This window comes from Corallococcus sp. AB030 (genome assembly GCF_003668965.1).
Taxonomy (GTDB): Bacteria; Myxococcota; Myxococcia; order Myxococcales; family Myxococcaceae; genus Corallococcus; species Corallococcus exiguus.
Genome location: NZ_RAWQ01000028.1, coordinates 1 through 14,881 on the forward strand (window position 1 = coordinate 1; position 14,881 = coordinate 14,881).

The following is a 14,881-nucleotide window of genomic DNA, read 5'->3' on the forward strand; positions in this document are numbered from 1 at the left end:
GAAGGCCCGTTATCGCGGCACGCGCCGCAACCTCTTTGACCTCAGGCGACTCGCGGTCGTCCAAAACCTCGAGGTCGCCGCGCGCTATCAGCTCGCGGCGTGACCTAACCTGTTCGGCGCTCTAGGCACCGTAGCGGAGCAGCTTTCCCTTTCGCTGGAGCAGTTGTCAGCACAGAAAAGCCCCGAGACGGAATCCCTTTCGGAAGAACTGAAACGGGCCAAGCGCGAGGTGAAGCTCCAGGAGAAGGCGCATGAAGACGCGGAAGCCCGGGTCAAGGAAGCAGAGCAGCACCAACGCACCATCGTCCTGGAGCAGGAGCGTGCGATCCAGGCGGTCGGGACACTGAAACAGGCCCTTCAATCCCAGCTCGAGGCATTGGGATGGACGTTCGAACAACTTGGAGCAGAGGTGGCGAAGGCCGCCGCGGAGGTCCGGCGCAACGAGAACATGGTCAAGGGGCTCGAATCCGGCTTGCCCCGTCCCGAGGCACGCGCAACAACCCAGCGAGGCAAGCTCCAGCAAGCTCTTGAACAGGTTCAGGAAGCCGAAAAGACGATGCAGGCACGCATCATCCGCGCGGAGACCCTCATCGAGCAGGCGGCGACGGAAGATCTCTACGCGCATCTGTGCGAAGCGGAGGAGGCGCTCGATCTGGAGCAGAAGCGAAAACACCAAGCGCAGCTCAAGGCCGAAGCCGCCCGCGTCCTGCGAACCTTGACGGCAGCCTGGCAGGAGCAGGTGAGCCGTTCCTTCCTGGGCCCTATCGAAAACGCGGTCCATGCACGGTTGGAACACATCCGCGGTGTGGACGCCCCCGGACGCCTCCAATTGGACGCCGACTTCGCGGACGCCCAACTCCAAACGGGGGCAGGACCGAAAGCGCTCGACACCTTCTCCTGGGGAACCCAGGAGCAGACCCAGTTCGCGCTTCGGCTGGCCATTGGTGAACTGCTGTCCAACCGAGGCTCCCATCCTGAACCGCAGCTGATCGTGCTGGATGACGCCCTGGTCAACACGGATGCACTCCGCCTCCAGCGGGCCTTGGAACTCATCGAGGCTACTGGAAACACACTCCAGATTCTCATCCTGACAGCCTTTCCTGAGCGATACCGCACCCTCCTGGGCGCAAAGACGCACGACCTCCTGGATCTGGCACAATCTCCCTGAACCGGCCTCCGCCACACGTCCGCCAATTATCATGCACCTTCATTCATTCTGCATTCGGAACTTCCGGCGATTGAAGAACGTCCAGATCGATCTTGAGAAGGACTTCTCCATCTTCGTCGGCGCCAACAACAGCGGGAAGACTTCCGCCACCCAGGTCTTCCATCACTTCGTCGGCCAGGGTGACAGGAGCGCTCTTTCGATCCATGACTTCAGCGTGGACTGCCGGAGCACGTTTGACAGGATTGGCAGCGAACCCGAAGGCCAGCACGCCACACCCTTTCCAACCATGAGCCTCGACCTTTGGTTGAAGGTCGAGGACGCGGATCTCCACCGGGTCATCGACTTGATTCCGAGCCTGCGCTGGCCCGAAGGCAAGGTTGGCATTCGCATTGAGTACGGCCCCAGGGATGAAGCAACAACCCTGCTGCGTTACCGCGAACTCAACCGGGAGGCGTCCGCCCACGCCCAACCTGGTAGCGGGGGAATCGCGTCCCTCCATCCCTGGCCTCGGAGCCTGAGCGATTATCTTTCACGGAGGCTGGGCGAAGAATACACGTTCCGCTACTTCGTTCTCGACCCCGAAAAGCACACCGCGCAATCGCAATCCACCTCGGGCGATGCGCCAGTTCCTCTTGATTCGGAGAGCGGTCGACAGGGAGAGCAGCTTCTCAAGAAATTGATCCGTATCGACTTCCTCAATGCCCAGAAGCATCTCTCCGACGTGAACTCAGCAGGCCGCTCGCAAGACCTATCGCAGCGGCTCAGCAGGTTCTATGAGAGGATCCGGGACAAGACGAACACCAACTACGACGCCCTGCGAGCCCTCTCGAGCGCGGAAGAGCATTTGAGCAGCCACCTCAACCAGGCCCTCAGCCCAGTCCTTGATGCCCTCAAGGAGTTTGGCTACCCGGGGTTCGATAATCCACGCCTCAAGATCGGGTCCGCGCTCAATCCCGCCAGCATGCTCTCAAGCAGTGGGAGCGCCCGTGTTCACTACGTACTCGATGCGGCGAGCGAGGGTACGACGGAACTGCTCCTCCCTGACAAATACAATGGGCTGGGAAGCAAGAACCTGCTCTACATGGCAATCGAACTCACGGAGTTCAAGGCAAGTTGGGAGGAGACCGAAGAGCGTCCCCCACTCCACCTCATCTTCGTTGAAGAGCCTGAAGCGCATCTTCACACTCAACTTCAACAGGTCTTCATCCATCAGGTCCTGGAACTCCTGAAGCTGAACGCCAATGACGAGGGACACTTCAGGAGTCAACTCGTCGTAACCACCCACTCTCCGCACATCCTCCACGAGAGCGGCTTCGGTGCCATTCGTTATTTCCGGCGCATGTCGAAAACCTCGGGGCGTCACGCCTCCGAAATCTTGAACCTGTCGCGTTTCTATGCGGCGCAACAGGAGGAAGATCGCGACTTCCTCTTGCGGTACATGAAACTGACCCATTGCGACCTCTTCTTCGCCGACGCTGCAATCCTGGTGGAAGGAAACGTCGAGCGACTGCTGCTCCCTCTGATGGTCAAGAAGGCGCAGCAGGGACTGAGGAGCAGATGCCTGAGCATCCTTGAACTGGGCGGCGCCTTCGCACATCGCTTCAAGAAGCTCCTTGAGTTCCTGAGCATCACCACCCTGATCATCACGGACCTCGACAGCACCTACCCGCCCGATCAGGCGGCGGGGAACTCCGGCATGAGCGCGGAGGAATCCGAGGAAGACGATGAACCAGGCTCTCGGGGGCGCACGGCATGCAAACCCGAAGTGCAAGGCGCGGTCACGTCGAACCAGACGCTCGCTCAATGGCTTCCAGAGAAGCATCTTGTTCAGGACCTCCTCGCCACGCCAGGCGAAGAGAAGCAGGCATGGTTGAAGGGAGAGAATTCCGCCCTTGTTCGCGTGGCATATCAAACCCCTTGCGCCATGACCTGGAGGGGGGAATCAGGTTCGAGGACAGGCCGAACCTTTGAGGCGGCATTCGCCTTCCAGAACTTGGCCTGGAGCCAGGACAGGTCACGTTCGAAGCTCAAGCTCAACATCCGAAGCAACCAACACCTGTCCTTGGATGAACTGACCAGTAAACTTCAAGAGAAGCTCCTCAAGAACAGCTTCAAGAAAACAGACTTCGCACTGGCACTGTTGGCTTACGACCGTGAAGATGGCGGGTGGGAAGTGCCTGGATACATCGCCGAAGGCCTCCACTGGCTCGCAGCCCAACTTGAAGTCCGTGATGTCGTGCCGTCGCCTGCCATTCCCGTGGAAGAGGAGGCGGCTTGACCTCCCGCGTTGGAAAGCCGGACACCTCGGCGGACCTGGAACTGCGCTCCTGCCTCGACGCACAGCCTCCGAGGAGCTTCGTCATGACTGCGGGAGCGGGTTCGGGCAAGACGACGTCTCTCGTGAAGGCGTTGAGTCATCTTGCCCAGACACGGGGGAAGACGCTGAGGCAACGGGGCCAACGTATCGCCTGCATCACCTACACCGAGGTCGCGGTGAAGGAGATCCTGACGGACGTGAAAGGCTCGCCCATCTTCCACGTCTCGACCATCCACAGCTTTTTATGGTCACTCATCAAGCCCTTCCAGGACGACATCCAGGGCTGGGTGCTCCAGAACATCGAAGCCAAGCGCCAGGAGTTACGCAAGAGCCTTTCCGCTCCCAAGGGCAGGCGCCACGAGACGACCCTGGACAGGGATCGGGCAGCACTCACCAGACTTGATGGCCATCTGTCTGCCCTCCAGACCGGCAGAGGGTTCACCTACGGCAACGGGACGGACTACTCCGAGCGCACCCTGGGGCATGAGGCAATTCTCAGGATGGTGCCCGACCTGCTGATGCAGTCTCCTCTCTTGAGGAAGCTGGTGTCACGCAGGTTCCCCTTCATCTTCGTCGATGAAAGCCAGGATACGTTTCCCAAGGTGGTGGATGCGCTCCGCGCTGTGGCGAAGGACGCAATTGGGACGCTCTGCCTTGGCTTCTTTGGAGACCCGATGCAAGAGATCTTCCCAGGGGGTGCGGGTGAGATCGACGTCGCACCGGAATGGTCTCGCATCACGAAGCCGGAGAATTTCAGAAGCTCTCCACAGGTGCTCTCCGTGCTCAATCGGATCCGTGCTCACGGAGACCAGCTTGAGCAGGTTCCCGGCAATGCGGCATCCTGGAACGGAGCACAGGGGGCTGCTCACCTTTTCGTCGTTCCCGGCGATGACAAGCGCGACGAACGACTCCTGGCGGTGCGCCACCAGATGGCGGAGTTGACCCAGGACCCTTCCTGGGCAGCTCTTGGGGGAGTCCGCGTGCGCAATCTGGTCCTCGTGCATCGGATGTCAGCCAGGCGGCTTGGGTTCCCAGATCTCTATTCGGCACTCAATGACAGCGCACCTGAACGATTCAAGGCCGGCTTCCTGGACGGCACCGCATGGCCCTTGAAACCATTTCTGGGGGTTATTGTGCCTCTTGTCGAGGCCGCGAGGAACCACAGGGAGTTCGACGTCATCGACCTGCTGAGAAAAAACTGTCCGCGTCTGGCGCTGGTTCGACTGGTGGGAGCGGATGTTCCGGCCTTGCTCCGCGACCTCCAGAGAGATCTCAATGCCCTCATCGATCTCTGCTCTTCCGAAAGCGCTCGAGCCAGGTGCGTCCTGAACTTCGTACGAGAGCACGAGTTGGTGTCGCTCGAGAAGCCACTCATAGAGGGCCTGGAACGCAAGCCTGCGTCCGAGGATGCTTCGAACACTTCCTTCAAGGATGATGATTCAGCAGAGGAGCGTGCCTTGGCGGCCTACCTCGACTGCCCCGCCAGTCAGATCTGGAGTTATCGGGTGCATCTGTCAGACGAGTCTCCCTTCTCCACGCAACAAGGCGTCAAGGGGGCTGAGTTCGACCGGGTCTTGACGGTGATTGATGAAGAGGAGGGTTCACACCCCCACTTCTCCTACGACAAGTACTTTGGCTTGAAGGAGCCGTCTCCTGGCAATCGGCATGCAACCACCGCCACGAAAGACCCAGCCATCGAACGGACAAGGCGGCTCTTCTATGTATGCTGCTCTCGAGCCATCCGTGAGCTTGCCGTCGTTGTCTTCACGAAAGATGTGAAGAAGGCAGTCGTGTCGATCCAAGAATCGGAGCTCTTTCCAAGCAACCAGATTCATGCGTTCGAACATTCCTGACCCGCAGCCCGCTTTCTCTCATCCTGGCCAGGTGCTCGTCACTCCTCCTGGCCAGGTCCGGTGTCTGGCACTGGCCACCACTCCACGCCAAGCTCAGCCCACAACTCCACCAATGCCCTCTCATCGGCGCCTGTCTTCGCCAGAAGATCAAGGGCTGTCCTACTGTCAGGCTGTTCCTGGAGATACCGCAGGAGCCTCGGAGCATCCCTTGGCGCCGGCCCACCCAGGGCGTCGATCTCCCCATCGAGGAAGTTCAGGACGTTGGAGTCGTCCTCCCGCAGCATGCCCTCGATGAGTGCGCTCACGACCTCCTTCCGGCCCAGTGTCCTCACGAGCTTGCCAATGACCCCGGAGGCCTCATCCAGTACGTCGCTTGAGAAGACCTCGTCTCCCATTCCCGTCACGCTAGCGGGCATGATTGAATCCCCCGGGTCATGGCGCACATGTCCAAGCACCAACAGCGCGTGCTCGGGCAGGCGGCCCTCGTCGCGCGCGAACTGCCAGGCCCCCACGTCGTCCCGCATCAGCCAGGCCAGCTCCAACGCCTGCCCCTAGTTGCCGCGCCGGACGATGCCTCGCGCGAGTTCTCCGCTCCAGGTCTTCAGGTAGAGCGACACCCGGGGCCTGCCGGATGCATCCTGGACCGTGGCCGGGGGCTCGCGCAGCAACTGCAGCAGCCGCTCGGGCTCCGCCTGGTCGGCCATCGCAACCAGGGCCGCCACCACCACTTCCGGCTCGAGACGGCTCAACATCCGCTCGAGCAACACGCTCTGTTCTGGCGAGCCGAGCCGGGCGATCACATCCAGGGCCGCCACCGTGAGGGACGTTGACAGGACCTCCACGTCCAGCCGGGCGCCCCACGCCTTTGCGTCCTCACGCGTGCCCAGCAGCGCCAGGAGCCGGAGCGCGGACGCCCGGGTGTCGGGCTCGCCATCCTGAAAGGCCGTGGCGCGTGCCCACCCTGCAACCTGAGTCCGGGGGGCCTCGGCGAGCCGGACCACCAGCTCGCTCCGGCTCTGGTCGATGTACTCGAGAACATCCCTTCTCAGTCCTTCGGGCGTTTTCCGCTGGAGCACCCGGAGCAACCCCTCCATTCCTCCCGGGGGCACATGGCACGACCTAGCCAAAAATCCCCAATGCCTTCGACCGAGTAGAAGTGCACGAGCCGGGGATCGAACCCGGACGACCCTTGCGAGTCAGCGGATTTTAAGTCCGCTGCGTCTGCCAGTTCCGCCACTCGTGCGATGGAAGGAAAGATAGCAGACCCGGAAGCTCAAGCGAGGCGCCTGCGCACGCGGCCTTCATCCTTGGGCCGCCAAATACGGCCGCCCGGCAGCCATGCTCGAACCGTCTCCGTGTCGCGCCTCCCACGGTAAGGTGCGCGCCGTGCGGCTGCGGACGCTCATCATCGACAACCACGACTCGTTCACGTTCAACCTCTTCCAGCTGCTGGCGGAGGTCGGAGGGACGGAGCCCCTCGTCGTGCGCAACGACGAGCGGTCGTGGCGGGAGCTGCGCGAGCTCGCGTTCGACAACATCGTCATCTCCCCGGGCCCCGGGCGTCCCGACCATCCGGCGGACTTCGGCGTCTGCCGCGACGCGCTCCTCGAAGCGGACGTCCCCATCCTCGGCGTATGCCTGGGTCATCAGGGCCTGGGCCACGTCCACGGAGCACGGATCCAGCACGCACCGGAGGTCATGCACGGACGGCTGAGTCCGGTGCGCCACACGGGGACGGATCTCTTCCAGGGTCTTCCGCAAGACTTCCAGGTGGTGCGCTACCACTCGCTCTGCCTCGCCCGGCCACTGCCCGAGGACCTGGTGGAGACCGCCTGGACCCCCGACGGCGTCCTCATGGCCCTGCGCCACGCCTCCCTCCCCCGCTGGGGCGTCCAGTTCCATCCGGAGTCCATCGCCACCACCCACGGCCGCCAGCTCCTCGCCAACTTCGTCCGCCTGAGCCGCGAGCATCACACCCCTCGTCCCAGTCGCCGCCCTGAAGCGACCGAGGAGAGAGCGCCCCTCCCTCCGCCGGGAATCTTCCGGGTCCATCACCGGAAGCTGCGGCTCGATGCCGACCCGGAGCAGGCCTTCGGCGCGCTCCTCGGAGGCAGGGACCACGCCTTCTGGTTGGACAGCAGCCGCGTCGAGGCCGGCCTGTCACGCTTCTCCTTCATGGGGGACGCAACCGGCCCACACAGCGCCGTCATCCACTACCAGGTGAACCCACGCCGGCTCACCGTGCGCCGGAGTCAGGGAACAGAGGAGCACTCCACCGGGCTGTTCGAGTTCCTCCAGCAGGAGCTGACACGGCTGCGAGTGGCCCCGTCCGGGCTGCCCTTCGACTTCCAGGGCGGCTTCGTGGGCTCCCTCGGCTACGAGCTGAAGCACGACTGCGGCGCGAGCACCCCGCAGGCCTCACCGGATCCAGACGCCAGCCTCATCCTGGCGGACCGGCTGCTGGCCTGGGACCACCTTGAACGCACGGTGTATCTCGTCGCGCTCGCCCCCGAACACGAGGCGGCCGAGGTCCAGGCCTGGTTCGACGTCACGGAATCCAGCCTGCGCGCCCTGCCCCCTCTGGCGCCCCTCGAGCCCCGTTCCGGAGCCCCCTTCCCGGTCCGCCTCGCCAGGGACCGCGAGACCTACCTGGCCGACATCCAGCACTGCCTGGAACAGCTCCACGAAGGCGAGACCTACGAGGTCTGCCTCACCAACAAGCTCCTCGCCCGGACGCACGTCGAGCCGCTGGACCTGTACCGCAGCCTGCGCCGGCTGAACCCCGCGCCCTACGCCGCGTACCTCCGCATGGGAGCACTGGGCATCGCCTGCTCCTCCCCCGAACGCTTCCTGCGCGTGGACGCCGAACGCTGGGTCGAGTCGAAGCCCATCAAGGGCACCCTGCGCCGCGGCTCCACGCCAGCCGAGGACGACCGGCTGCGCCAACAGCTGGGCTCCCAGGAGAAGGACCGGGCGGAGAACCTGATGATCGTGGACCTCGTGCGCAACGACCTGGGGCGCGTGTGCGAGGTGGGCTCGGTCCACGTCCCCCGGCTCATGCACGTGGAGTCGTATGCCACGGTGCACCAACTGGTGAGCACCATCCGGGGCCACCTGCGCCCGGGGCTCACCGCCGTGGACGCGGTGCGCGCGGCCTTCCCGGGAGGCTCCATGACGGGGGCCCCCAAGGAGCGCACGATGGAGCTCATCGACCGCCTGGAGGGGGAGGCCCGGGGGGTGTACTCGGGCGCCATCGGGTACTTCTCCGCCACCGGCGCGGCGGACCTGAACGTCGTCATCCGAACGGCGGTGGTCCGTCCCGGCGAGGTGAGCATCGGCGCGGGAGGGGCCATCGTCGCGCTCTCGGATCCGGCGGCCGAGCTGGACGAGATGCTCCTCAAGTCCCGCGTGGTCCTGAAGGCGCTGTGCACGGCGCTCGGGCGCCCGGACGGACTGCCCGAGCCCGGAGGGGCCTGGATGGCGGCGGACTGAGCCCGAAAGGGGGCCGGAAGGGCCTTCCGGGGTGGGGCTCCCGGGGCGGTGGCATCCCGGGTGGTCGGGAAAGCCCCTCGATTCCTCCACTGCTGGACGGCCGGGGCTTCCGTGACCGTCGCATCCGGCGGGACGCTGTTATAAAGCGCCCCCCATGCTTGAGACCGTCACCAAGGGCTTCCGGGCCGCCAAGAACCGCCTCGCCGGCAAGAGCGAACTCACCCCCGAGCTGGTGGACGAGTCGCTGCGAGACATCCGCGTCTCCCTGCTGGAGGCCGACGTCGCCTTCGACGTGGTGAAGAAGTTTGTCGCCCGCGTCCGCGAGAAGGCCGTGGGCGAGGTGGTGCAGACGTCCGTCACGGATGCGGGGGGCCAGAAGCGCAAGGTCAGCGCGATGGACCACTTCATCAAGATCTGCCACGACGAGCTGGAGGCCCTGATGGGCCCGGTGGACACGAGCCTCCACCTGAAGCCCAAGGGCCAGCTGTCCGGCATCATGATGGTGGGCCTCCAGGGCTCCGGTAAGACGACGACCACGGGCAAGCTCGCCAGCCGGCTGCTCGCGGAGGGGCGCAAGCCCCTGCTGGTCGCCGCGGACATCTACCGCCCGGCCGCCGTGGATCAGCTCAAGGTCCTGGGCGAGCGGCTGAAGGTCCCCGTCTACCACGAGCCCGGCGTGCAGCCGCCCGAGCTGGCGAAGCGGGGCTACGCGGCCGCGCGCGAGCAGAAGTGCGACGTGGTGCTCATCGACACGGCGGGCCGGCTCGCCATCGACGAGACGCTGATGACGGAGCTGGAGTCCATCAAGTCCAACGTGCAGCCGGACACCATCCTGCTGGTGTGCGACGCGATGATTGGCCAGGACTCCGTCCGCACGGCGGCCGAGTTCGACCGGCGCCTCACGCTGGACGGCTTCATCCTGACGAAGCTGGACGGTGACGCGCGCGGCGGCGCGGCGCTGTCCATCAAGGAAGTGACGGGCAAGCCCATCAAGTTCCTCGGCATGGGCGAGTCGATGGACAAGCTGGAGGAGTTCCGTCCGGAGGGCCTCGCGGGCCGCATCCTGGGCTTCGGCGACATCGTCGGCCTGATGAAGGACTTCGAGAAGGTCGTCGACGAGAAGAAGGCCGAGGACGACGCGCGCAAGCTGCTCTCCGGCCAGTTCTCGATGAAGGACTTCGTCGAGCAGATCCGCATGGTCCGCAAGATGGGCCCGCTGAAGGACCTGCTGGAGAAGTTCCCCCTCTTCGGCGACCTCACCGAGCACCTGAACCCGGACGAGAAGGAGCTCACCAAAATCGAGGCGATGTACGACTCGATGACGCAGAAGGAGCGCCTGCGTCCGGACATCATCAACGGCAGCCGCATCAACCGCATCTCCAAGGGCAGTGGCCGCAAGCCGGAGGAGGTGCGCGAGCTGCTGCAGAAGTTCGGGATGATGCAGCAGGTGATGGGAACCATCGGCCAGAACCCGGGCCTCCTGGGCCGCATCCCCGGCTTCAAGCAACTGGGGCAGCTGGGCCAGATGAAGAACATGGACCTGGGCAACATGTTCGGGAAGGACCCGAAGGCGCTGGAGAAGGCCATGTCGGCGATGGGCGGAGGCATGGGTGGCATGCCCATGCAGCTGCCGCAGATCGCCCCGGGCTACACGCCGCCCATGGGTCAGGCCGCGATGGCCAAGGCCCGCCTGATGGGCTACGCGCCCCCGGCCGCGAGCAAGCCGGACGACCGCGACGCCATCAAGGAGCGGCGCAAGAAGGAGAAGGAGAACAAGAAGAAGAACCGCAAGAAGAAGTAGTCCGCGGCCTTCTGAAGTTCCTCCCCTGCCCGCGCGTCCCCCACCGAAAACCGGGGGCGGCGGGCAGGCCTGTTTCCAGCGCCTCCGACTCCGGACGCCTGTCCCGTTCCGCGGACGGGCATGGCAGTGTTCTCGCTCGGGACCGACCGGTCCTGAGCTTGCAGAACGCGCCCCCATGCCCAACCTGAAACACCTGTTGCTGTTGAGCTGCATCGGTCTGAGCCCCGCATGCATCGACGTTCCCCCGCTGGAGGACCCGCCCAAGGAGGATCCGCGGACGGACCCCGACGCGGACTTCACCTTCACGGCGACTCCTGCCCAGGAGCAGGTCCTCCCGGGAGCAACCCTGGACTGCGACGTCCGGCTCGCCTGGACCGAATCCACGGGAGGCGCGGTCACCTGGAGCCTCGTGTCCCCGCCCGCGGGCATCGAGTTGCAGTCGTCGACCCTGCCCAAGGGAGAAACGCGTGCGACCCTGAGCATCCGCGTGGGAGCAGGCACGGTGCCCGGTGCCTACACGCTGACGCTCCAGGGCAAGAGCGGCACGGTCACGAAGCAGGCCACGCTGACGGTGACGGTCGGAAAGCCCGGTGACCTGGTGGTGAACTGGGTCGTGCCCACGCCCGGCAAGGCGTACACGCGAGGCCCACTGCTCCTGCAGTTCACGGTGGAGGGAGGCGCAGCGGAGCAGGTGGAGATCCTGAAGGACGCCACGGTGCTCGTGAAGCCCACGGGGAGTCCGTATTCGTTCACCTGGGACACCACCTCGGAGGCGGAGGGCACGTACCAGCTGTCCATCCGCGCGACCCGGGGTGGAGCGGTCTTCACCAGTGCGGCACGCACGGTCATCGTCGACCGGACCGCGCCCACCGTGACGTCCTACCTGCCGGCCAAGGACGCGGCGACCGTGGGAGTCCGCGAAGCCATCCAGGTCACCTTCAGTGAGCCCATGAATCCGCTCTCGGTGACGGAGGCGGCGGTGGGGCTCAAGACGGGCGCCGGGAATGCCATCGCGAAGTCCGTGGCGCTCTCCGCGGATGGACAGGTGCTGACTGCGACACCGCTGAGCCCCCTATCCGCGCCCGGCACGATCCAGGTCGACCTCGCTGCCGCCGCGAGCACGCCCACGGATCTGGCGGGAAACAGCCTGGTCAACGCCCCAGCCTGGACATTCTCCGTGCCGACGTGGCTGCCCTTGGGCGGAGCCATCAGCGCCGTCGATGGCAGGACCTCTGCGGAAGGCGTCGTACTGAAGATGGATCGGAATGCTCAACCCGTGATCGCCTGGGCAGAGTCAGACGGAACGAGCAAAAACATCCATGTGGCTCGTTGGACAGGGACTGCCTGGTCCATGCTGGGCGGCGGATTGAGTGGCCTGGCCGGAGCAGGAACGGACGCAACGCAGCCTACGCTCCTCATTGATTCCGCGAACCGACCGGTCGTTGCATGGCATGAAGAGTCTGGTTCCGGAGCGAATGTCTCTCTCTTTGCACGCCGGTGGACAGGAACAGTTTGGGAATCCCTCCCATCCATTCCCCCTCACTCTGGCGACTTCGAGATATCGGCTCCATCCCTCGCAGCAGAACTGAACGGAGTCCTCCACCTCTACGCTCTCAATGGCGATGAAGGCATCGCGGAGATTGGCCACTACCAACTCAGCGTTGGAGGACAATCGTGGACGCGCACTGTCATTCCGCGCCCGCCGGAGTCGCCACGCGTCTACTCGTTCTCCACTGCGGCCTCCGCGAGCAGCCTCTACGTCGCGTATAGCATCCTGGACACGAGCACCTATGACGGCCGAGTCGTCATTGGTGTCGCCGAGAATGAATCCAATCCGATGGGGGGAGGCGTCATTGGAAACGCATCCTGGAGCCCCTCCATCGCCGTCGACAGCAATGGCCGCCCTTGGGTCGCGTGGGCTGAGTCTCCTTCGAACCCGACATCAGATGGTCAGATTCAATGGGCGCGGTGGGAAGGTACAAAATGGACCTCTCCCGAATCGATCAGCGCGTCATCCACTGGCAATACAGATCCCACCCTGGCCATGAGCACAGGAAATCCTTATGTCCTGGCATGGAGCGGCATCATCGGCGCTGAGAGGAACATCCTGGTCAGCCGCTGGATGGGTGGGAACTGGCAGGCCGTCGCACAACCCCTCAATGCTTTGGCCAGCACCGGCACTCCGGCATCCAAGCCGTCCGTCGCATTGGACTCAAACGGCCAGCCCCTGGTTGCATGGGCCGAAGAAGACGCGAATTCGGCAAACATCTACGTCTCCCGCTTCAACAACTAGCTGCGCCCCCATGTTGGCCCCACCTGACATCACCCTGGCAGCAACCACAAGTTCCGGAAGCCCAATGACCAACAAACGGATGACTCCGAGAAAATTCTTCGCAGTAGCCCTTGCACTTTCCGCCTGCAGCCCCGCTCCCTACACAGACGAAACAACAGGCAAACCAGACGAAGGCTCTCAGACAACGGCGCTTGAGAGTCTGTGTCACAAGAACGCCCACCAACCAGGCGGATGCAACTATGGCGACTACTGTCAGACTGCTTCCGGCTACTGCGCAGCGGCCCCAGGCCCGACTTGCAACAACTTCATAATCCACGGAAGCAACTGGGACGCCAGAACGTCGACTGGGCCGGTAATTCATGAGGCGGTGGCGTTGCAATTCGCGCCTGACTTCACATTCTGCGGTACCCATGCACCGATTCGGGCAGTCTTCCGACTCAAGGCGTATGCGCCAGCGGCCGACCTTCCGACCACAATCGCCGGATTCTACAATCGTTTCTATTGCGTCAATTCATCGGGAACCGCGATCAACGCGACGGCCATCCAGAACATCACCACAACCAACAACAATAGAAACATCACATTTGACGTGAACCTTTGCCTCCCCAGCGGGACAACGAGCTATACCGCTGGATTCTTCTTCAATGAGGGTAGCGAGATTTGCGTCACTGCCTCATGAAGGGTGAGTGAAGCTGGACGGCTGGACCAAGGCTTCGCAGGTGACTGGTTCAGCAATGCTCTACAAGCTTGCGGCCGAAGCCTTCACCTGCAACACGTCAGCCTTGACGCTTGGGCACAACCAGTCCGCGGCTCAGGCGGTTGAGAACCCGGCGCTTCTGCCGGCGCTTGTAGCTCTCATGCGCGTTGTCACCGAGCTCATTGCGACGTGCTGTCTCCTCATCCGCCATTTGAAATTCGACGAGCGCGAAGGTGACCCGCCCCTTTCGGGGGCGGGTGTCACTTTCGGGCGGAGGCAGGTAGGGGTCCATCCGCAGGGGAAGGTCCACGACGAAGTTGAGGACCCGGTAGGAATCCCCAGAGAAGGCATTCCCCGTCCGGTCCTCGCGGTCCTCGAAGTCCCGGTCCAGGTGGAGTTGGGGGATGAACTGCTCGAAGTGAGGGTTCTCCTCCAGCAGTCCCTTGAACGGCAGCAACGTGTTCTCCGTCTGCCCCGGGACAACGAAGTTGAAGGGGAACAGACGCTGCGTCAGGAAGTAGAGGACCGGCAACAGGTCCTCCCGCTTGCGGGTGATGACGCGAAACCGCGTGCGGTCATAGACCTGCGCCGCCACGGTCTCCTTCTTCGCGATCAACTTCGTGACCAGGGAGTCCCGCGTCTTGATGGAGTGGGCGAACTCCACGATGGGCAAGCCCATCTCCTTCATCTCACGAGCAACGCCCAGCACCTTCTCCGTGACCATCTCCCCCAGCTCGGCCTCGGAGGCGGCCAGCCGGAAGAGCAGGTCACGCCCTTCGATGTGCTGGATGACATGCATCACCTTCAGAACGATGCAGGCAATCCGCCGGTAGCGAGCAAGGCCCTTCGCCCCCGAGGCAAAGAGGAAGAGATCATGAAGCTCTTCTGGTTGGGCCACCGCGTCCGCGACCCGGTAGTCGAAGGTCTTGCGCAGGTACTCCACGGCATCGGCGAGCACCGTCCGGCCCCAGGCATCGTCATAGGGCCGCGACACGTCCAACTGGCAGAGGCGCAGGAACCGGTCCACCTCATCCCGCGTCTGGAAGTGCATGCGGCGCCAGTCGATGACCGAGCCACCTCTCAGGATGAGCCGGATGCGCTCAAGTTCACGCAGTCCCATCTGCGACACCGCGCGGACAGGGACAGCGGAGAGGACTGGAACGAGAGAGGGGGCCTTCACAGCGTTGTTCCTATCTGGCTGGGGCCCCAAGGGAAAGCCCCGCAATGCGAAGGGCCCCGGCCTGGAAAGCAGGCTGGGGC

At 63.8% G+C, this 14,881-nt stretch carries 10 protein-coding genes and 1 tRNA gene; 7 read left to right on the forward strand and 4 right to left on the reverse strand.

Annotated features, from left to right (window positions below; genetic code table 11):
- Positions 1–163: 163 nt before the first annotated feature.
- Genes D7Y15_RS44090 through D7Y15_RS09890 form a run of 3 tightly spaced genes read left to right on the forward strand, consistent with a single transcriptional unit; the run spans position 164 to position 5,338 of the window.
- The gene (locus tag D7Y15_RS44090) at positions 164–1,168 is read left to right on the forward strand and encodes an ATP-binding protein (RefSeq protein WP_148712735.1); all 1,005 of its coding nucleotides are present in this window, start codon (positions 164–166) and stop codon (positions 1,166–1,168) included.
- A gap of 31 nt (positions 1,169–1,199) precedes the next feature.
- Entirely contained in the window at positions 1,200–3,446 is a 2,247-nt protein-coding gene (locus tag D7Y15_RS09885; RefSeq protein WP_121752397.1) for an ATP-dependent endonuclease, read from the forward strand.
- On the forward strand, positions 3,443–5,338 hold the full coding sequence (locus D7Y15_RS09890; protein ID WP_121752398.1) for a UvrD-helicase domain-containing protein: 1,896 nt from the start codon (positions 3,443–3,445) through the stop codon (positions 5,336–5,338). Before D7Y15_RS09885 ends, D7Y15_RS09890 begins: the two co-directional genes overlap by 4 nt.
- A 38-nt stretch (positions 5,339–5,376) precedes the next feature.
- Here the strand turns inward: D7Y15_RS09890 and D7Y15_RS09895 are convergent, their stop codons facing one another.
- The 3 genes from D7Y15_RS09895 to D7Y15_RS09905 form a co-directional block, all read right to left on the reverse strand.
- Complete coding sequence (locus D7Y15_RS09895; protein ID WP_148712736.1) at positions 5,377–5,862, reverse strand: hypothetical protein; 486 nt, start codon at positions 5,860–5,862, stop codon at positions 5,377–5,379.
- A gap of 27 nt (positions 5,863–5,889) precedes the next feature.
- Positions 5,890–6,414 (reverse strand): hypothetical protein, encoded by a 525-nt coding sequence (locus tag D7Y15_RS09900; protein ID WP_148712737.1) that lies wholly within the window; start codon positions 6,412–6,414, stop codon positions 5,890–5,892.
- A gap of 81 nt (positions 6,415–6,495) precedes the next feature.
- A tRNA-Leu gene (locus D7Y15_RS09905) sits at positions 6,496–6,581 on the reverse strand.
- Between the two features lie 143 nt (positions 6,582–6,724).
- Here D7Y15_RS09905 and pabB point away from each other — a divergent pair.
- From pabB to D7Y15_RS44095, 4 genes are all read left to right on the forward strand, one after another.
- Positions 6,725–8,830, forward strand: coding sequence for an aminodeoxychorismate synthase component I (gene pabB, locus D7Y15_RS09910; RefSeq protein ID WP_233604876.1), 2,106 nt, complete (start codon positions 6,725–6,727; stop codon positions 8,828–8,830).
- A 154-nt stretch (positions 8,831–8,984) separates the two neighbouring features.
- Positions 8,985–10,631 carry a signal recognition particle protein gene (gene ffh, locus D7Y15_RS09915; RefSeq protein ID WP_120579074.1) on the forward strand — a complete coding sequence of 549 codons (1,647 nt, stop codon included), beginning with the start codon at positions 8,985–8,987 and terminating at the stop codon, positions 10,629–10,631.
- A gap of 175 nt (positions 10,632–10,806) precedes the next feature.
- Positions 10,807–12,924 carry an Ig-like domain-containing protein gene (locus tag D7Y15_RS09920; protein ID WP_121752402.1) on the forward strand — a complete coding sequence of 706 codons (2,118 nt, stop codon included), beginning with the start codon at positions 10,807–10,809 and terminating at the stop codon, positions 12,922–12,924.
- Between the two features lie 367 nt (positions 12,925–13,291).
- Entirely contained in the window at positions 13,292–13,603 is a 312-nt protein-coding gene (locus tag D7Y15_RS44095; protein WP_148712738.1) for a hypothetical protein, read from the forward strand.
- Between the two features lie 97 nt (positions 13,604–13,700).
- Here D7Y15_RS44095 and D7Y15_RS09925 read toward each other — a convergent pair whose 3' ends face one another.
- The gene (locus D7Y15_RS09925; protein ID WP_172813616.1) at positions 13,701–14,801 is read right to left on the reverse strand and encodes a TIGR04552 family protein; all 1,101 of its coding nucleotides are present in this window, start codon (positions 14,799–14,801) and stop codon (positions 13,701–13,703) included.
- Positions 14,802–14,881: the final 80 nt, after the last annotated feature.

Coding starts and splice junctions, on each gene's coding strand:
- D7Y15_RS09885 (WP_121752397.1), top strand. CDS start 1,200: ATGCACCTTCATTCATTCTGCATTCGGAACTTCCGGCGATTGAAGAAC.
- D7Y15_RS09895 (WP_148712736.1), bottom strand. CDS start 5,862: ATGCGGGACGACGTGGGGGCCTGGCAGTTCGCGCGCGACGAGGGCCGC.
- ffh (WP_120579074.1), top strand. CDS start 8,985: ATGCTTGAGACCGTCACCAAGGGCTTCCGGGCCGCCAAGAACCGCCTC.
- D7Y15_RS09920 (WP_121752402.1), top strand. CDS start 10,807: ATGCCCAACCTGAAACACCTGTTGCTGTTGAGCTGCATCGGTCTGAGC.